This is a genomic window from Leptospira neocaledonica (assembly GCF_002812205.1).
Taxonomy (GTDB): domain Bacteria; phylum Spirochaetota; class Leptospiria; order Leptospirales; family Leptospiraceae; genus Leptospira_B; species Leptospira_B neocaledonica.
Genome location: NZ_NPEA01000007.1, coordinates 12,829 through 29,263, shown reverse-complemented (window position 1 = coordinate 29,263; position 16,435 = coordinate 12,829). Strand labels below are relative to the sequence as shown.

Below are 16,435 nucleotides of genomic sequence, written 5' to 3'. Positions count from 1 at the left end.
GGCAATAAGCCGGAAAGAAAAAGAAACAACAAACGTAAGGAGAATAAGATGAACGGAATCTATCATAAGATAGGCGTTCGTGCAGGCGCTGCGGATGTCATCAATGCGCTGACGACTAAAGAAGGGCTTTCAGGATGGTGGACTAAACATGTGGGCGGACCGTTTACAGGAGGGACTTCCGGTATAGGAGAACCTATTCATTTTGATTTCGGAATAGCAGGAATCGACATGAAGGTCCAGGAACTTTCATCACAAAATGTTCTATGGGAATGTACATCAGGACCGGAAGATTGGATCGGCTCCCATATCAATTTCAAATTGAATCCGGGAACTGCGCCTGACGGAACAGCATTGACTCTTATTTATTTTAGGCACCAAGATTGGAAAGTGGAGAGCGATTTTACGGCACATTGTAGTATGAAATGGGCAGTTTTCTTACTTAGTCTAAAAGATTTGATTGAAACTGGTACTGGTAAACCTGCACCAGATGATCTTAAGATTGATGACTTTAATTAACAGTTTAAGCGCGGGGTTATTGAATAACGTCGCGCTTCTTTTATAAAATTATTTTAATCTTTCTAGGACACCTTTTCGTTTCACGATATTCTTGTAATCCCATTGGATTTTCTTGGCTTTATTCACCCAACGTTTTAAGTCTTTTTTATTGATTTGATCAGGACTCGTATAACGGACTTCTGCTGCTTTAAAAGTTCCTTCCGGCTCCAAACCTTCTTCTTCAAAGGATTGTCCGCTCCAAAAAAGTAATCGAATGCAAGTTTTAAGTTTACTATAACCAACGATCGGATTCCCATCCAAGAACCAAACTGGATGAGCATGCCAAATCTTATTTTCCGCTTTAGGCAGATGAAGATTAATTTCTTGGGAAAGGATATCACAAATCTCTTTTTCGATTTTAGTTTGTGAATTATTGTATTTTTGGACTTCTTTATTCATACGATTTATGGTAGTTGAATTTATAGTTTATTACTGGACTTCCGATTTTGCCTGACCGTTTCTATAAGCCTTTTCGGAGCAACCCCGCAATAAGAAACGACTAACATATCTTTGAATAAAGCTAAATCAGTAGATTTCATTTCAACACAGGTCCAGCCCTGCTGTCCCCATTTATTGTCTATAGGATAAACGGAGCCCTTAGAAGCTAAAGAAAAGAAGTCCTGGTCATTCTGATCGAATTTAAGAACGATCTTTTTATTTTCCTGATCCACCGTTGCAAAAATCTTTTTATTCACTCTGAATGAAATCTTTTCAAAATGAGGTTCTTCTTTTGCTTCAGGAAGGGCTAAAGCAAGTTTTCTTACTTTGTCTAAGGATATCATATAAAATGCTTTCCGTTAAAGAATAGTCTGATAGATTCCCTAAAATGGACTCAAAACAAATCACCATTCAATCTACTATATCTGCAGACATTAAAAAAGTTTGGGACTACTACACCAATCCGCAACATATTATCAAATGGAATTTTGCGACGGACGACTGGCAATGCCCTTGGGCAAAAAACGATATGAGACCAGGCGGTAAGTACAGTGCAAGAATGGAAGCTAAGGATGGAAGTTTCGGCTTCGAGTTTGAAGCAATTTATGATTCGGTCGTTGATCAGAAAAATTTTAGTTATACGATGGGAGACGGTAGGAAGGCAACTGTTAGCTTCGAGAATCAAAATAACAAAACTCTTGTAGTCGTTAATTTTGATCCTGAATCACAAAACCCAATTGAGATGCAAAGAGGCGGTTGGCAGGCGATACTTGATAACTTTAAAAAGTATACAGAGCTAAATTAATAAATCAAGGACTTGTGGAATATAAGATCCAACGGCTGCAAGTCCACCAGCAACAAGAGCTGCTATAAGCCAATAATATTCAATACCGATTGTTATTGCCCTTCCGGTGGCTGCCATAACTCGACCTTATTACCTTCCGGATCCATGACATGACCCAACCGAATATCCCATACTCGGATTCCTCTACCTTCTCCAGTACTTGACAACCTTCTTCACGAAGAAGTTTCAAGAGCCCATGAAGATCTTCCACTCTATAGTTCACCATAAATGTGGAATTACTTGGAGCAAAGTAAGAACCGTCTCCAACTGACCAAGCAGTCGTGCCGTTTATAGGATTACCGGCATCATCGACCCAACGAAAAGCCGCACCACCCCAAGATTGAACATCTATGCCGAGATGAGTTTTATACCAGGAACCTAATTTAGCAGGGTCCTGAGCTTTGAAAAAAATCCCGCCAATACCTGTAACTCGTTTCATAGATGGCCTCCAAACTATCGAACTTTTCCGATACTATATATACTAGGCACATCCGCATAACAAAATTTGTGTCCCATTCAATAAGATATTTATGACAAAGGTAATGGAAGAAGTTACCGGGCAATCTTGAAACCGGAAGTTTTTAAAGATCTATTTGTCAGATACGTTTTTTATAATGAAGGGCAATAACGCCAGATTGAAAAGTTTCCGAACCAAGGAAGTCCAGGCGAAGAGTTTGCTGCAAATTTACGGCATCAAATAATCGTGGCCCTTTACCGGCAATGACCGGATGAACTACGAAACGATATTCATCAATCAAATCGTGTTCCAAAAGCTGAGTTGCTAGGCTTAGACTACCTACTAATATATCTTTTCCAGACTGCTGCTTCAATTGAAGTATTTCTTCAATAATGTTTCCGCTCACAAGTCTAGTATTCGTTTCTTCCGTTTGTTTCAATGTAGTGGAGAATAAGATCTTATCGAGCGAAGTAAAAACACGAGCGAACTCATTACTTATTTCGGACATCGATTGGTCTCTAGCAACTTCTGGCCAAAAAGGTACCATGAGTTGATACGTTATTCGACCATAGAGCATAATACTCCCCTTTCGCAAGAGGTCAGTGAAATATTTATGCAACTGGTCATCAGCAATCATGTCCGTATGACTGCAAAACCCATCAGTAGTAATATTGATCGCAAAAACAATTTTTTTCATACACATGCTCGCAGGAGGTGCAGATAGAATAACGGCTTAGATTAGCAAAAGTAAAGAGGATATAAGGAAGAAGCTAAATTTGAAAAAACTTAGAGTTTTTCAGAAGTTGTATTTAGTGAGATAATTATAAATATTAAGGTTGTTCTTCTGTTTCTGCAGCAGGAGGAGACTCTTCCCCTGGAACTCCGTTCTTTTTTTCTTCACTGCGAATTTTTCGCCTCTCTATTTTCTCTTGTCTAATTTCTTTCTTCTTTATTTCCCGTTGTCTTTTCACGTACGATAAATTTCCTTTTTTTGCCATATGAAATTCCTATTGATTAAAAAGTCTATTACCGCCCTCGATACAAAATGATTCGAAGCAAAAAGTACGGAAGTGTATAGTTATTGTGGATTAGAGACACCACCAACCTAAATTGAAATTTAGGATTGGTGGTGTAAAAAGGTGAAAAGCGATTAAGCGGATTACCAGCGGTTACGGTCGAACTTTTTATTGTTACCGCCTCTGTTGCGATCAGACCTAGGTCTTTCTTCTGCAACGGAAACTACAATATTACGTCCGTCTAAATCTTTCCCGTTTAGTTCAGAAACTGCAGCTTGCGCTGAATTCTGATCGGAGAAGGTAACAAAACCGAATCCTCTAGATCTACCGGTTTCGCGATCTACTACAACATTGGCTTCTTGAACAGCGCCGTGAACTTCAAATACTTGGCGTAAGGTTTGATCAGTAGTTGACCAGCTAAGGCCGCCTACAAACAATTTGGCTGACATGGATTTTATCCTCGTTCCACACAGATTTGAATAAATAATCCGTATGACAATTAATTTCGATCATTACGGGTTTGCACTAAAAACAGAACGAGTAAAGAACTTAGTTACCACTAGAAGCTCAAATAGGTCTCATTGCAAGAACATTTTCTAAAAATGGAAGAAAAGTAAGAACCCATTCCAGGGATATAAAGTTATTTCTTGGCGGATTGGATGGCAAATAATCCGAATATAAACGCAGCTATTCCTAATCCTACTCTTAACCATTGCCAATTCCCCCAGGTAATAATGGCTGATGCTAATTTATCATGTGCGATAGAACGCGTATTGAAACTAGCATTTGCGTCTTTAAAAAAAATGAAAAATGTCACTATTACAAGAATAGATAGAACTGTAGATGCTACCATTGGCAGTTTGCCTTCTTGTTTCGTTATAAGAAGCAGGATAGAAGTAACTAATGTGAGAATTACACTCCAAATCTCAAGCGGACTATAATAATTAACCAACGCAGCCTGGTTTTTTGAATACCAATCGAAGAATTCAGTTGGTGATAGACTCAACCAAAAGGGAACGATGATTACGGCTTCTGTTAGCATTGCCCCGGCAGTTAAGCCAAGAACTAATACTGTAATAAGTCCCGTAATTTTAGTAAATATACTCATACATTATCTTCCATTCTGTAACAATTCTAGTTCACTTCTTCATTTAATCAACCAAGGTATGATAATATTTCGCGAAAGCTAAGCGTGGTAACAGGACCTTGTTCGAATTTTGTCTAGAAAATTTTTGGGGCCATTATTGGTCACAAGCGCTTGGCATTGGAATCTTGCTAAGAAGATCGTCAAGGATCGCAGCAGTATAAGAACGATTGACAATCACCATATCAGGAGCCTTGGGTTTTGGAAAGCTCCATAAAAATCGGAGAGCAAGCCAATCCTTCGGTGCAATCATATCATAATGACGCATCCCAAACGTCCATTGCGGAATACTTTCTTTCCCCGCTTTGTCCACCTGGATAATCATTTCAGGAGGTCGCAAGCCAGGCTTTTCACCGGGGGCTACAGGCACATCAGGATCCTGGATCCGATATTGTGCAAAAATCGTCTGGTAGTTTATAGGTAATGACTGACTAGGGTGCGGGTTTTCGAAAATTAATGTCAGAACCAACATTAGACGATTTGGTGTCGTAGGGCGAAAGTTTTGTCCGACGACTGTTAGTAAATTCCCCCGTTGGCAGTTAAACGCACGAACTCGCATTTGTTTGTCTTCGTAAATCACAGGTGCAGATGTAAGATCAAGAGTAGGGAATCTCATGGCATTCTCGGAGGGTGTGTTATTCGAAGCAGTTGTTGCACAAGAAAAATTAAACCCAGCAGGAACCATAAGACATAGGAACGTAAAGAAGATGTGAATAACGTATCTATTGCGAGTCATACTTTTTCCCGTGAAATCTCTTTCTTTGTAGAAAGAAGAGGTCCAATTAAGATACCCATAAGAAGTATTGTCAATTCTACATTTAGAAGAAAAAGCCAAATTGTTATAAATTCCTATTGCGGCACAAGAAAGATGATCTACAGAATTGGTGCTTGAAATTGTAAATACACCAATGAATTGGCTACTATCGGGCTTTTTTAATTATAGCTAATGCTTCCTTTTTTAAAGATTCATATTTTGCAGCATATTCAGAACATTTTTCAGCTGAGCTTGGGCTATTACACTTAACCCTCCCCGCACTTTTACCTAAAAATTCAAACCATTCGGAATTTGGGTCCGCAATTTTTCTCTTTCCTTTATAATCGATTTTAACCTCCGGATGATACTTGAGAATATCATCGTCAGAAAGCGATGATCTAACGTCAGTTTTTGGAAGGAATATATCAGAATATGCAATCTTAGAAAAAGGCGCCCTTGTTGCACCTTGCACTTTCGGAAAGCATGCTTCTATCAAGGCAAATTCCTTAACGTCTAAGATATTATTGGGGGCCCATATCTTTTTTAAATTCTTTAATTTTACAATGGGGAGTAAAGAAGGGAAAGGTAATTTATTTATGATACGCCCAAATCTCAAAACTTCAAGATCTTGAAGTTTAGCGAGAAATTCGAAATTGTCTATTGGCTGTGGCCAATCTAACGTGCCATCAATATATAAATATTTAAGTTTTTTTAGTCCATCGAGTCCAGAAAAATCCGAAACTCGACGTAGGTTTTCTAAATGTAAAGATTTTAATTTTTGAAGTTCACTCAGCGGTGATAAATCAGAAAAACCGGAAGCGTATTCAAGAACTAGCTCCTCTAATTTTCTCATGGAAGAAATAAAATTTAGATTCTTTAGTCTTACGAAAGAAATTCGTAACCGTTTTATAGATTGTAATTTGCAAATTGATTCTAACTGTTCGTTATCAGGTTCATGAAGTGTTACTTCTTCGACATTAGGCAATGAAAAAATTTTTCTCCAATCCTTATTTGCTTTCCCGTATTTAACTATTGAAACTTTTTTATCTCCTTCCTGAATATTTGCAATATCATATTCGTAACGATCCCGATTGGGAATCATCTCCCAATATCCGCCTTCTCGATCTAGAAAATCAATAAAGTGATGTTTCATTTAGTTCTCTTGTTAGTTCAATTTGGGGAAATGTATACAGCCCGAAATATACAGTTAGGTGAAGTTCGGGTGAACTATAAATTAACTGGATAATTAATTTCAATCAAATCGCTTTTCAGTTGTCCTAAATTGTCTACTTTGATTTTCAACTTTTTTAAGAAAGAATTGTCTATCTTGCTCATATTATAGATTTTCTTAACTAAGTCCAAGCTAACTTCTATTTCATAATATTCTTCCGCCCACTTCTGATACGTAAGCGGATTACCATCTAGTATATATAGTAATTCTTGAGAGCCATCGTCTCCACCTTTTGGAAATACTATATCACCTGTTTTCCATGTTTGATCCTTATTTAGACGCCAAATAAAAAATGTAGTACCGATAGAAGGGATGGGTTCAGTTTCGATGAATTCTTGAAATTCAGACGGCATTCCTTCGAATAACCCTGGCCAATATGCAGGCTTCTTCTTCATCCAAGGCGACATTTTTGAGTCACGATCAAAACCATTAATTGCAGCTCCATACTGACTAAACAGTATCTTATATTCGCTACCACTTCCATCTCGCATCGAACCGAGTTCTTCCATATCGGACCATTTAGAATCGTAGGAATAATATCTGAGTTCCCATTCTGGGCAAAGGATTGCATCTAACGCTGCAAGAGCCTTTGATAAATTTTTGATCGTTTTGATATCTGAAAGTTTATTTAAGTTTTTTGTTGATATACTCATGTTCTATCTAATTGCTAATTACGGTCAATTACTGTGATCAATTCAGGAGAATTAAACATATCCACAGGAGAGATAACTGGTTCCGAATAAGGTACGTTATTCCCATATCTTTTCTTCATTAAACGCTGCGCAATAGAAGAAGAAAGATCAAAATCCTTTAAAGTCCTAAGCTCCCCTAACCTTTTGCCTGTATATTTATCGTAAAGCTTCCATATAAGTTCTGTACAATAAATCAGGTTATCATCCCAGCCAAAATAAATATCATAGTGTTTGCCCAAAAGAGAATTACCATATTTTTTCATTTCAGATATTTTCTCATCCGTTAACACGCTTTCCCTTTCTTTGAGTCTTTTGATTACATAGTGACCATTTTGACTCCGCTTGATAAATGCAGACAATGAAGTAATTCTAACGGGCTCAACCGCTTCTAACACCTTAAATTCATTATTATATTTAAAAATTATGCCTACATGCGTGTATCTAGATTTTGTTGCTAATTTAATCGCACGCGCTTGTTCAGAATTTGATTCATGAAATATGACATCTCCTTCCAGCAAGTTTTGAGATACATTAGCTTTTGCGAATAAGTCCGGAAGAAAACTGTAAAGTGAAAATCCAATTAAAATTATCAGAAATCTTTTCATTAGTAACCCTTTAGAACGTAATATTTTTGCAATTTGGCTTGGTCGTGTTTTGATAATTATTGAAGCAAATTTGATCGTTGGTAATCGAAATAATACGGTTATTTTTTGAAAACTTCTTCGGAATCTTCCAGCAATTCCACAACAAATCGTTTAATAAGCAAACTATGAACTTTATTGAATGTAGTTAAGTTATAATAGAGTCCGGACCAAACAGACTTACTACCAGTATATCTTTTAGTAAATATTATCGCATTCTTCTCATTTCTAATATTGATTTCAACATTCAATTCGCATGAAGTAATGATTGCAGGAACACCAAAATACCAAAGCAAAGGACCCAATGCGCTTAAACCATAAAAATAAAGCCCTCTGCTACAAGAATATTTGTTCAAATTACCTTCAATCGTATAATCTGAATGTGCAAGATCTGATTCGGAGATATTGATTTTGCTAAACGCAAATTTATTTTCAAATTCTCTTTTTAGAATATCAGCGAAATGATATTTCATGGGTGTCCCCATAGAAGCTCGATCGGACTCCGGGAAATCCAATATTATTTCGCCCGATGGAACAAAGGGTAATAGGGCAAGAAACGAATAATCAATATTTTCTCCTGATCTCAAATCGGATAAGAATCTAATATTCAAATTCTTTTTGGTTACTTCAATTTTTTTGTCTACCTTATCAACTTCATAAACGTTTCGAGGAATGCTCATACAATAGCTGAAAACTAAAATCAATATTAATAAACTTTTCTTCATTTTTCCTTATTTTCCTCGAGAAATTTTTTAACTTCAGGAAATTCCTTTTTCGATGCGTTAGCCAAGTTGATAGGGACTTGGCATGAGATAGTAGGCGCCGTATCCTTCATAATACGATATAAATAACTATTTCGTATTATGAGCTAACTAACGAGGAACTCCGGCATATTGCGGTTCATAATAAAGAATAATTGCACCAACGCTAAAAGTTTTAGTCTTTATAAGTTTAAGCGTAATTTTTTCGCTGATGTTTTTAAATAATTGTAAACCACTTCCTGCGATAACAGGATGAACACAAAGTTGATATTCGTCTATTAAATTAAGTTTTGTTAAAGCTACGATCAAGCTCGGACTGCATACAAAAACATCTTTACCCGATTGTTGTTTGAGTTCCAAAACTTCTTTCTCAAGGTCTTGACTTGCTAATTTTGCAGTTTTCCAATCAACATTTTTCAGTGTGCGGGAAAAAACAATCTTCGGAGTGTTGTCAATTGCAACTGCAAAGTCGTCCATTACCTTATCGCCGGTGGGAGTTTCTAACACAGTTCGCCAAAATTCCATAAGCTGGTAGGTTATCCTGCCATATAAAGCAGCATCGGCACTTCTCAATAGATCAGCGTAATGTTGATGTATTTCTTCGTCAGGCACACCTGAGGTATGGTCGCAAAACCCGTCAATCGTCATATTAATTGCTGCAATTAACTTTCTCATATGTTCCTTTTATTATCGCTTATCTCTATTTCATCTTTTTTACAGTCTTTTCTAAAACGTCATGGAAGCGAGTTCGAGTTCTTTAAAATATCAAACTTTGTCCAAGATGATTTTTTGTGAAAAAGCGGAACCAACAGAAATGGCCACACGTAAGTGCCTATGAATGTAGCCTGACTGTTTATTATCAATTCTCCGTTTTCTCCAATATAAATAATATAGTTTTCACGATTATATATCTTCCAAGTTCCAAAATAGACGGTAGAAGCAGGTAAATCAGTTGTATTTAAACTAATAAACTCTTTGTTAAAACTTGCAATCGGAACATTTGAGCTAAAGTGAATTTTCTCAGTTTCATTTGAACGAAGTTCAGCAACTGCATCCATACTTACTGTAACCTCATTACAAAATGTTTGCTTAACTGTAAGCAAACACTGCTTTTTCTTACTCAAATTATATACTACCGAAGGATTCCCGAATAAATTAGAAAGAATTTGATTAAACTCACTATCTCTTTTTTCTCCGACATTGACTATCCTATCTTCCGTTTCAGATATAAAAATCGTCGCACCATTGCAGCTATACAAACCTGAGATATCTAAACAACTCTCAATATTACTGTTAGATCTTTTCCAATTGTTAGGAAACGATTTCGAGTCAATATAAATACACTGAATCAAACAAATAATAAGTAAGATCGTCGGGTAAAGCTTATACATTTTTCGAATAATCTATCAAAAACGAAATTATTATTCGCCTTTGTAAGCTTTTTCGAGTTCGTTTATATTCAGTTTACCCATACTAAGCATGGCGGCTCCGACCCGATCAGCTTTAGCAATGTCCGGATCACGCATCATGATGTCTAGGCTTTCCGGCATAATCTGCCACGTTACACCATATTTATCTTTAAGCCATCCACAAGAAATTTCTTCGCCACCTTTGGACAGTGCGTCCCATAGCTTATCAATCTCTTCCTGAGTTTTGCAGTTTACCGCTATTGAGATAGCTTCGTTAAAAGTAAACATCGGGCCGCCATTTAGCGCAGTAAAATTTTGGCCATTCAGTTCAAAGTCTATTGTCGACAAATCTCCGACTTTCTTTCCGGCTGCCTTTGCCACGGACTCTGTGAGATACGATGTGTTTGTTATTTTTGCATTTTCAAACAGCGATACGTAAAGATCTACCGCTTCTTTTGCCTGATCGTTAAACCAAAGAAAAGTTACTACCTTTTGCATTCGAGCTCCTTAGTTAGATTGATCATTACTACGAAAACGGTAGTAGCTATTCAATCTTATCATATTCAATTTGATAATCAAAGTAATTTTGTTATATAATCATGATGAGGTAAAGCTCGAAACACCACGACAAGCCGATAGTAAGATGAAGTTTCCCTAGGCCAAAGAATCAGTTAGTCTTAGGAGCAATTGTTACAATTCTACAGCCTTCACATAATGGATATGTTGCAAGATTAGTTCTAAGAATATTTTTCATTTTCTCTGCATTGCTCCCGTAAAAATATAAAGCCGTCTCCGTTTCTCCCTCCCAATAGCTTTGCATACTTCCTATACCGTTCAGAACATTATTAAAGTTTTCTACTATTTCGTTTATATCGGAAGTCTTGTAAACTTCTTCCGGCAAATTAACTCCATCCAAATAAATAGCAACACCTTCAGTCTTACCAAATTCAATTTGCCTCGGATTAGATTGATCATGTATAATTAATACTGAAGACTTTGGAGCGCCGAGTTCTTCCATTTTCTTTATTAAAAAAGGGATCCCCTCGTCCAAGTTAAATAGAAATATTTCTACATCGATATATTCAATTTCCCCCGACTCTAACTGCATAGTTCCGCCACCATCGACTTCGCCATAATCTAATGCTCTAAGAGCATCATCGATTGGATCTTCGTAAAAATCTCCTCTATCAATTGGCATGAGAAGATGATTTAGTTGTGCAGTTACAAGTGTACCTTTCCGTTCTTCTTCATTCTTTGTGAATATACTAGAAAAAAGCCCCATACCTTGATTCCTAAAATTTCATATGATTGATTTTATACTAAAATAATATTTCGAAGGAAATTTTGCCTAAATGATCAAGGGTTAGCGACGTAGATTTATTCGAGGTCATAAATCAATATTATATTGCAAAATTAAATAACATCATTTGCTTCCTATACGATTTCCCAAAGCAATATCTAATTGATATAATATCCTATCTGCCATATAGAAAGGAAGCTTTTGAGAACATAAAAGAAGTAATATATCTAAATATTCAAAGTAAATTTCGATAGAATTTTCAATATACTTATCATTCAGAGGGAATGGCTTCGCAGGGTATTTTTTTCTTCCTTTAGGGAATACTATTCTAAATACACGATCATCGATTATTTGAAATACTCTCGGATTAAGAAATCTCAGAATAGTCGAAGCCATTGGAAGTCCAATTCCAGAAACTCTAAGCAATTTTTCTAATATCCCACGGACTTGAAAATGTTCTTTTTCTTTTATAGTAGTAACATATTTGAGCTCCTGAATAAGTTCCGTAGAAATATCGATTGATCTATCCAATTTCCACAAAAGTATCTCATACAATGATTCACGATTGAAATCGCTAACATCCAAGTTATCGAGCTTTTTAGTCGTTTCATTCTGGTAGGAATAATTAGCTAATATAGATTGAGGATCATCTCCCCAAATATAATCATATTTTTTAATTATATTTTCCATAAGCCTCTATTTACAAAAATTAGTGCGAAATATGCATTTTTAAAAATATTATTTACAGATCGTATAACGACCAAGGTTTCGCAACTCCGAAGGACTTGGTGCGAAACTCGCCAGTCAGGGCGAATGACAAAACATCAGAGTCGATAGTTAGGTCTAGTAACGTTTATATTATAGGTTTTCTTTTTATTAATTCTTTTATTATATTTAAATCGCTGTCGGAATAATATGCATCATACGCTATTTCATTCGAATAGAAACGGACCGACATGCTGCTTGCATTTAGAATATCATTCTGAAGCTCATTCGTAAGAATAAATTCCCCTGAGCGAATAGATAATTCTAATAACTCTGTTGCCGCAATTTTGTTAGCCGTTAGTTTGATATTTATCTTTTTATTATCTATTTTAAGAAATATAGAACTTGAAAACCTTTGTGGACCACCAACCAGAGTTTTAGCAGAAATGGAACACTTAATAACCCCTGCTGAATTCGAATCAAACGACTTTGTAAAATTTAAGAACAAAGTCTTCGCTCCTTTAGCTGTATTCTCCGTATTTGTATAAATTTCTAAAGTTAATGCCGAAGAGTTTTTAAAATCGTCTTTTACTTCCTTAATTACCCCATATTGGGAAGAGCATTTTGAAATAAGCAGAAAGATAGAAATTAGGATTATTTTTTTCATACTGAAAGTTAGTAATTCTTTATCTTCGATGAAATTCAAGCGTTATTATGCCTAACGATCAAGGCTTGACAACGTTGACACGCTGAGCAAAGCAAAAACAGGCGATAGAATTGCTCTGCAAGACGAGTGACAAAGCGGAAAGCGCGGAAAGTTAGGCGCCGTTCATCCTTAATTTTGGATTAATTTCTTAAAGTGAATGCAATCAAGTCATTCCTTCTGACTTCAATTGGCGCATCTTTCTCGCCATTACAAAAATTACAAAAACGCCCAATACCGGTACAAAAAGAATACCAGGCCAATACCCTAATTGCTCATAAACAAATGCTACAGGAGCCCAAATTCTAACGTGCTCTACACTCCCAGACTCTAACTTATTAAGATCCAATATGATCATAATAGAAACAAACGGAAAGGCAACTAAAGACAAATATATCATATTTCTGCAGTATTTAATTTTTTCCTCAACGGTCGCATCTAAAGGAGGAGCGAATGCCTGCTCTTCTTCTCTGATCTCTTTAATTTTTTTAAATTGTCGGTAAGAGAAAAAAGCGAAAATCGAGCCCAAAGTTAAAGCTAAAAAAAGACGGAATGCATCTACCTTATCCCACTCCAATATCAATAAACTTAATGCAAATATTGCTAATATAGCATTTCCGATAGCGACAAATATAGTATAAATCTTCAAGTTCATTTATTTCTCCAATGTATTTAAAATAACAATAATTACACGATTGTGCCTAACGACCAAGGCTTGACGACGCTGGCAAGGTGAACGTCAGCGAAGACAGGCGCAAGAGTTGTGTAGCAAGCTCGAAATGTCGCGTCAGAGTCGATAGTTAGGCGAAGCTGTGTTTTATTCATTAGTTATTAAGAAGGTTTTCCTGATCCAAGTTCTTTATATCAGGATAAAGAGTTTTCAAACTGTTAGCGATTTCTTCCGAAACGCCAATAAATAAAGTATAACTGCTATCCCAACACACTATTTCAAACTCAGCTCCCTTCGCTTGGGGTTTTGGAATTCCTTGCCAAAACGATGGGTTACCGTCCGCGGAGGGGAACGGTTCAGTGATATTCAGGGAGAATTTGAAAGCGGAAAAAACTCCCCATATAAACTGGATCTCCTTTTCTTTCACGATTTCATAGAGATCTGTTCCGGAAATTGCAAAATCACTATTTTGAAATCTTGGATCCTCACATCCGTTGTGCTCAAGATCAGAAACAAAGTATGTATATTCCATTAAATCTGGTATTGCTGAAAATAATGGACTTAAATCTGTATAGAATCTCACGTAGCGTGATTTTTCAAGAATAAGATTCATAATGCCTTTCCTGACTATCGAAGTGATTCCGAAGTGTGACGTCAAAGCCGATAATTAGACGTCGCCGCTATTTAGCCAATATGGCTTCGACTAATAGATATAAAAGGACAAACAAAGGAGCACCCATTAAAATGCCAAGCACCCACTGGGACGTTAGCTTAACAGGGCTATCAATTTCTCTTACTGTTGGATCAGTTTCTGAGTATGCCTTTAAAAATTGATAAAGCTGCTTTATATCACTTTCAAATAAATCTCCAATAAAACGAATACTGCCATTTTTATGAAGATATAATTTTAGTATTGATTTTGAAGATTCGCTCGCTCCTCCAAAATAGAACTTTTCTATCTCACTTAATTTGATAAGTCTGCTTATTCCGGAAATTTCAGATAATTGAATTGAATCAGCGACTGAAGATACGACCCACTTCTCTCTATTATTTAATTTAAAAAGTGCATAAAATATCAGAAAGAAACCTAAGAGAAAAGCAATAAAAAAAATCGTTCCATTAGCTCTTCCTACAAATAAGACAAATGAAATTATCAGTAAAATTATTCCTGCATTTAAGCACAGTGAGTATTTAATGTCATTTTCGGAATAAGCTATTACTTTTGAATATTTTTGCATAATTACCTGCGAAAGTCTTATTCATAAATTAATTTTCAAAAACAAAAAATTGATAACTACCGTCATCTAACAACCAAAGTTTGACAACGTTTCGCGAGTCCGAAGTGTAACGTCAAAGTCGATAGTTAGACACCGCCGCTAACTTTTTGAGAAATTAACCCAGCGCCCTCAATGCTCCTAATGCTCCCATTATTTCATTTAAGTAAATAATAAACTGTATAGGGCTAGTAATAATATCTGCTATTATGGAAAACGGAGTCAGCCAATAATAAGCTGGTTTTCCTTTGCGTTCATTTATATAACTTATTATTACTACTCTTCCTTGCACGAACTTATTATCAATAGCTGGAAAGTTGAATTCATACATTCTTTTTACGTATCCTTGCGTGTCCAAAACAATAAGTAAGTTACCTTTAGCCAATTTATATCTATCTAGCTTCAGTTCGTAAGCTTGTCGTTTAGGAGAATTGCAATTTTCTTGATTAGGAGTATCCGTCTCATCAAAACAAAGAAAAAATTCCCGTGCATGAGCTTTTGAAAGAAAAGCTTTACCGTCCTTTGTTGCATATATCTCAGGCTTATCGTGATTAATCGTTATATGCATTTCTTTATATATTTTTGTTAGAGACTTGTGCAAAAATATAGAATCAACATAAGATATCTGTAATCCCCCTTGGGGACTAACTTCCCTTATCTCTGCTTTAATCAATTGAGTATTTTTCTCACACTTAAAAAATGAATTATAGGAATAGCAATTTTCTAAACTTTCGCCGGCTGCAGAAGTTCCATTAATTTCGATTTCATAAGTCGGAGTTGAATATTTTTGATTTAATTTATCATAAGAGATTGAATCAATTTGTTCAATAGGTATAGGTCTCCTCTTCCCTTCTGAAAGTTCGAATACTTTAGAGGTTATGCAGTTTGAAAACAGAAATGTTATTAAAAGAATTCGAATCATTTTTCCTATCAATTTTAGCGATTGCGTATAACACCAAGGCTTGACAACGTTTCGCGAGCGCGTAAACATCCCGAAGCGATGGGTCAGAGGCCAAAGTTAGACGCCGTAATGAGTGACTTGACAGCTTCTAATATTCTCCCAAAGAAAGTAGCTCGCCACACTTCCTTGCAAAATAGACAATCATCGCGATATTAAAGACCAAAATAATAGTTCCTTCCAGCCAAATAACGATCCCATTTGAGATCACGGGAGAATATTCGATCACAAAAGCAAAAAGATCTAATGAAAACCAAACCCAAAGTTTCGTTCTCATATTTTCATTTTTCAAAGCTTGAAGAAAATTTTGAAGTAGCCTCCTTACTTGTCTTGTAACTATTATAATTGATAAGAACAACATATATGCGAATCCTATCCCCCGCTTAAATAGAGAATCAACAACCTTCATATTAAAGATTGATTCTTCTCCCCGCAAAAATGTTATATTAATCAAGAAAACTGTAGCAAAAGAGAAAAGAAAAAAAATTAGACTGAACCCAATCAATCTAAAGGAAAAATCGAAAAATGTTTCTACCTCCTGTTCATTCGAGCTTGGATATTTCGCAAGCTCATAAAATGTTTTGAGTATGAAATAAATAACGAAAAGGAGAGTTGAAAGTGTGATAGCTATTCTCCAGGATAATAACTCAACAATAACCGAATATGAAGCAAACGCTCCTGGATCATTCGAGATTAAAAAATTTATTAATGAATGCAAGAGATAGGCAACTAATATTAGTTTCATATTTTTAGTTTTAACGATTTCAACTAAAGCTTTTATCAAAATCATATCACTCCTAACTAAACATCTGTAACTATGGCGCTTAACGACGTTTTGTGGGCCCGAAGGACTCGGTGCGAGAGTCGCGGAGCAACCCCGAAG

Annotated in this window: 25 protein-coding genes; 2 read left to right on the top strand and 23 right to left on the bottom strand. The window is 36.1% G+C overall.

What is annotated here, in order from left to right; translation table 11 throughout:
• Positions 1-48: 48 nt before the first annotated feature.
• Entirely contained in the window at positions 49-516 is a 468-nt protein-coding gene (locus tag CH365_RS13150) for an SRPBCC family protein (RefSeq protein ID WP_100769039.1), read from the top strand.
• Positions 517-564: 48 nt separating this feature from the next.
• Here the strand turns inward: CH365_RS13150 and CH365_RS13145 are convergent, their stop codons facing one another.
• Together CH365_RS13145 and CH365_RS13140 are read right to left on the bottom strand one after the other, a co-directional pair.
• On the bottom strand, positions 565-954 hold the full coding sequence (locus tag CH365_RS13145; protein WP_100769038.1) for a DUF1801 domain-containing protein: 390 nt from the start codon (positions 952-954) through the stop codon (positions 565-567).
• Positions 955-974: 20 nt separating this feature from the next.
• Positions 975-1,337, bottom strand: coding sequence for an MmcQ/YjbR family DNA-binding protein (locus CH365_RS13140; RefSeq protein WP_100769037.1), 363 nt, complete (start codon positions 1,335-1,337; stop codon positions 975-977).
• 44 nt (positions 1,338-1,381) lie between these two features.
• Here CH365_RS13140 and CH365_RS13135 point away from each other — a divergent pair, with 44 nt between their 5' ends.
• Entirely contained in the window at positions 1,382-1,798 is a 417-nt protein-coding gene (locus CH365_RS13135) for an SRPBCC family protein (protein ID WP_100769036.1), read from the top strand.
• A gap of 79 nt (positions 1,799-1,877) precedes the next feature.
• Here CH365_RS13135 and CH365_RS13130 read toward each other — a convergent pair whose 3' ends face one another.
• From CH365_RS13130 to CH365_RS13035, 21 genes are all read right to left on the bottom strand, one after another.
• Entirely contained in the window at positions 1,878-2,276 is a 399-nt protein-coding gene (locus tag CH365_RS13130) for a VOC family protein (RefSeq protein WP_244283190.1), read from the bottom strand.
• A 157-nt stretch (positions 2,277-2,433) separates the two neighbouring features.
• Positions 2,434-2,991, bottom strand: coding sequence for a dihydrofolate reductase family protein (locus tag CH365_RS13125; protein ID WP_100769035.1), 558 nt, complete (start codon positions 2,989-2,991; stop codon positions 2,434-2,436).
• Between the two features lie 133 nt (positions 2,992-3,124).
• A complete protein-coding gene (locus CH365_RS20010; RefSeq protein WP_165782611.1) occupies positions 3,125-3,292 on the bottom strand; it encodes a hypothetical protein in 168 nt (55 codons plus the stop codon).
• A gap of 161 nt (positions 3,293-3,453) precedes the next feature.
• Positions 3,454-3,759 (bottom strand): RNA recognition motif domain-containing protein, encoded by a 306-nt coding sequence (locus CH365_RS13120; RefSeq protein ID WP_100769034.1) that lies wholly within the window; start codon positions 3,757-3,759, stop codon positions 3,454-3,456.
• Positions 3,760-3,950: 191 nt separating this feature from the next.
• A complete protein-coding gene (locus CH365_RS13115) occupies positions 3,951-4,418 on the bottom strand; it encodes a DUF1772 domain-containing protein (RefSeq protein ID WP_100769033.1) in 468 nt (155 codons plus the stop codon).
• A 133-nt stretch (positions 4,419-4,551) separates the two neighbouring features.
• Positions 4,552-5,070, bottom strand: a complete 519-nt coding sequence (locus CH365_RS13110) for a hypothetical protein (RefSeq protein WP_100769032.1) — start codon at positions 5,068-5,070, stop codon at positions 4,552-4,554.
• A gap of 304 nt (positions 5,071-5,374) precedes the next feature.
• Complete coding sequence (locus CH365_RS13105; protein ID WP_100769031.1) at positions 5,375-6,361, bottom strand: leucine-rich repeat domain-containing protein; 987 nt, start codon at positions 6,359-6,361, stop codon at positions 5,375-5,377.
• Between the two features lie 74 nt (positions 6,362-6,435).
• Positions 6,436-7,092: a hypothetical protein gene (locus CH365_RS13100; protein ID WP_100769030.1), complete on the bottom strand. Its 657-nt coding sequence runs from the start codon at positions 7,090-7,092 to the stop codon at positions 6,436-6,438.
• A gap of 14 nt (positions 7,093-7,106) precedes the next feature.
• Complete coding sequence (locus tag CH365_RS13095; protein ID WP_100769029.1) at positions 7,107-7,736, bottom strand: YiiX family permuted papain-like enzyme; 630 nt, start codon at positions 7,734-7,736, stop codon at positions 7,107-7,109.
• Positions 7,737-7,834: 98 nt separating this feature from the next.
• Positions 7,835-8,497 (bottom strand): hypothetical protein, encoded by a 663-nt coding sequence (locus CH365_RS13090; protein ID WP_100769028.1) that lies wholly within the window; start codon positions 8,495-8,497, stop codon positions 7,835-7,837.
• Between the two features lie 147 nt (positions 8,498-8,644).
• The gene (locus tag CH365_RS13085) at positions 8,645-9,208 is read right to left on the bottom strand and encodes a dihydrofolate reductase family protein (RefSeq protein WP_100769027.1); all 564 of its coding nucleotides are present in this window, start codon (positions 9,206-9,208) and stop codon (positions 8,645-8,647) included.
• A gap of 59 nt (positions 9,209-9,267) precedes the next feature.
• On the bottom strand, positions 9,268-9,792 hold the full coding sequence (locus tag CH365_RS13080) for a hypothetical protein (RefSeq protein ID WP_125226320.1): 525 nt from the start codon (positions 9,790-9,792) through the stop codon (positions 9,268-9,270).
• A gap of 162 nt (positions 9,793-9,954) precedes the next feature.
• Positions 9,955-10,440, bottom strand: coding sequence for a VOC family protein (locus tag CH365_RS13075; protein ID WP_100769025.1), 486 nt, complete (start codon positions 10,438-10,440; stop codon positions 9,955-9,957).
• A 169-nt stretch (positions 10,441-10,609) separates the two neighbouring features.
• A complete protein-coding gene (locus CH365_RS13070; RefSeq protein WP_100769024.1) occupies positions 10,610-11,224 on the bottom strand; it encodes a hypothetical protein in 615 nt (204 codons plus the stop codon).
• A gap of 141 nt (positions 11,225-11,365) precedes the next feature.
• On the bottom strand, positions 11,366-11,932 hold the full coding sequence (locus CH365_RS13065; protein WP_100769023.1) for a hypothetical protein: 567 nt from the start codon (positions 11,930-11,932) through the stop codon (positions 11,366-11,368).
• Between the two features lie 163 nt (positions 11,933-12,095).
• Entirely contained in the window at positions 12,096-12,614 is a 519-nt protein-coding gene (locus CH365_RS13060) for a hypothetical protein (RefSeq protein ID WP_100769022.1), read from the bottom strand.
• A gap of 202 nt (positions 12,615-12,816) precedes the next feature.
• Positions 12,817-13,305 (bottom strand): hypothetical protein, encoded by a 489-nt coding sequence (locus CH365_RS13055; protein WP_100769021.1) that lies wholly within the window; start codon positions 13,303-13,305, stop codon positions 12,817-12,819.
• 169 nt (positions 13,306-13,474) lie between these two features.
• Positions 13,475-13,933 carry a hypothetical protein gene (locus CH365_RS13050; protein ID WP_100769020.1) on the bottom strand — a complete coding sequence of 153 codons (459 nt, stop codon included), beginning with the start codon at positions 13,931-13,933 and terminating at the stop codon, positions 13,475-13,477.
• A 67-nt stretch (positions 13,934-14,000) separates the two neighbouring features.
• Positions 14,001-14,558 carry a hypothetical protein gene (locus CH365_RS13045; protein ID WP_100769019.1) on the bottom strand — a complete coding sequence of 186 codons (558 nt, stop codon included), beginning with the start codon at positions 14,556-14,558 and terminating at the stop codon, positions 14,001-14,003.
• Between the two features lie 154 nt (positions 14,559-14,712).
• Complete coding sequence (locus tag CH365_RS13040; RefSeq protein ID WP_100769018.1) at positions 14,713-15,516, bottom strand: hypothetical protein; 804 nt, start codon at positions 15,514-15,516, stop codon at positions 14,713-14,715.
• Positions 15,517-15,643: 127 nt separating this feature from the next.
• Entirely contained in the window at positions 15,644-16,342 is a 699-nt protein-coding gene (locus CH365_RS13035; RefSeq protein ID WP_100769017.1) for a hypothetical protein, read from the bottom strand.
• Positions 16,343-16,435 lie beyond the last annotated feature (93 nt).

Excerpts from the sequence above, each read along its gene's own strand:
- CH365_RS13115 (WP_100769033.1), bottom strand. The coding sequence starts at position 4,418 with ATGAGTATATTTACTAAAATTACGGGACTTATTACAGTATTAGTTCTT.
- CH365_RS13105 (WP_100769031.1), bottom strand. The coding sequence starts at position 6,361 with ATGAAACATCACTTTATTGATTTTCTAGATCGAGAAGGCGGATATTGG.
- CH365_RS13070 (WP_100769024.1), bottom strand. The coding sequence starts at position 11,224 with ATGGGGCTTTTTTCTAGTATATTCACAAAGAATGAAGAAGAACGGAAA.
- CH365_RS13060 (WP_100769022.1), bottom strand. The coding sequence starts at position 12,614 with ATGAAAAAAATAATCCTAATTTCTATCTTTCTGCTTATTTCAAAATGC.
- CH365_RS13135 (WP_100769036.1), top strand. The coding sequence starts at position 1,382 with ATGGACTCAAAACAAATCACCATTCAATCTACTATATCTGCAGACATT.
- CH365_RS13150 (WP_100769039.1), top strand. The coding sequence starts at position 49 with ATGAACGGAATCTATCATAAGATAGGCGTTCGTGCAGGCGCTGCGGAT.
- CH365_RS13090 (WP_100769028.1), bottom strand. The coding sequence starts at position 8,497 with ATGAAGAAAAGTTTATTAATATTGATTTTAGTTTTCAGCTATTGTATG.
- CH365_RS20010 (WP_165782611.1), bottom strand. The coding sequence starts at position 3,292 with ATGGCAAAAAAAGGAAATTTATCGTACGTGAAAAGACAACGGGAAATA.
- CH365_RS13145 (WP_100769038.1), bottom strand. The coding sequence starts at position 954 with ATGAATAAAGAAGTCCAAAAATACAATAATTCACAAACTAAAATCGAA.
- CH365_RS13035 (WP_100769017.1), bottom strand. The coding sequence starts at position 16,342 with ATGATTTTGATAAAAGCTTTAGTTGAAATCGTTAAAACTAAAAATATG.
- CH365_RS13065 (WP_100769023.1), bottom strand. The coding sequence starts at position 11,932 with ATGGAAAATATAATTAAAAAATATGATTATATTTGGGGAGATGATCCT.
- CH365_RS13075 (WP_100769025.1), bottom strand. The coding sequence starts at position 10,440 with ATGCAAAAGGTAGTAACTTTTCTTTGGTTTAACGATCAGGCAAAAGAA.
- CH365_RS13110 (WP_100769032.1), bottom strand. The coding sequence starts at position 5,070 with ATGAGATTCCCTACTCTTGATCTTACATCTGCACCTGTGATTTACGAA.
- CH365_RS13095 (WP_100769029.1), bottom strand. The coding sequence starts at position 7,736 with ATGAAAAGATTTCTGATAATTTTAATTGGATTTTCACTTTACAGTTTT.
- CH365_RS13050 (WP_100769020.1), bottom strand. The coding sequence starts at position 13,933 with ATGAATCTTATTCTTGAAAAATCACGCTACGTGAGATTCTATACAGAT.
- CH365_RS13130 (WP_244283190.1), bottom strand. The coding sequence starts at position 2,276 with ATGAAACGAGTTACAGGTATTGGCGGGATTTTTTTCAAAGCTCAGGAC.
- CH365_RS13045 (WP_100769019.1), bottom strand. The coding sequence starts at position 14,558 with ATGCAAAAATATTCAAAAGTAATAGCTTATTCCGAAAATGACATTAAA.
- CH365_RS13120 (WP_100769034.1), bottom strand. The coding sequence starts at position 3,759 with ATGTCAGCCAAATTGTTTGTAGGCGGCCTTAGCTGGTCAACTACTGAT.
- CH365_RS13125 (WP_100769035.1), bottom strand. The coding sequence starts at position 2,991 with ATGAAAAAAATTGTTTTTGCGATCAATATTACTACTGATGGGTTTTGC.
- CH365_RS13040 (WP_100769018.1), bottom strand. The coding sequence starts at position 15,516 with ATGATTCGAATTCTTTTAATAACATTTCTGTTTTCAAACTGCATAACC.
- CH365_RS13140 (WP_100769037.1), bottom strand. The coding sequence starts at position 1,337 with ATGATATCCTTAGACAAAGTAAGAAAACTTGCTTTAGCCCTTCCTGAA.
- CH365_RS13085 (WP_100769027.1), bottom strand. The coding sequence starts at position 9,208 with ATGAGAAAGTTAATTGCAGCAATTAATATGACGATTGACGGGTTTTGC.
- CH365_RS13055 (WP_100769021.1), bottom strand. The coding sequence starts at position 13,305 with ATGAACTTGAAGATTTATACTATATTTGTCGCTATCGGAAATGCTATA.
- CH365_RS13100 (WP_100769030.1), bottom strand. The coding sequence starts at position 7,092 with ATGAGTATATCAACAAAAAACTTAAATAAACTTTCAGATATCAAAACG.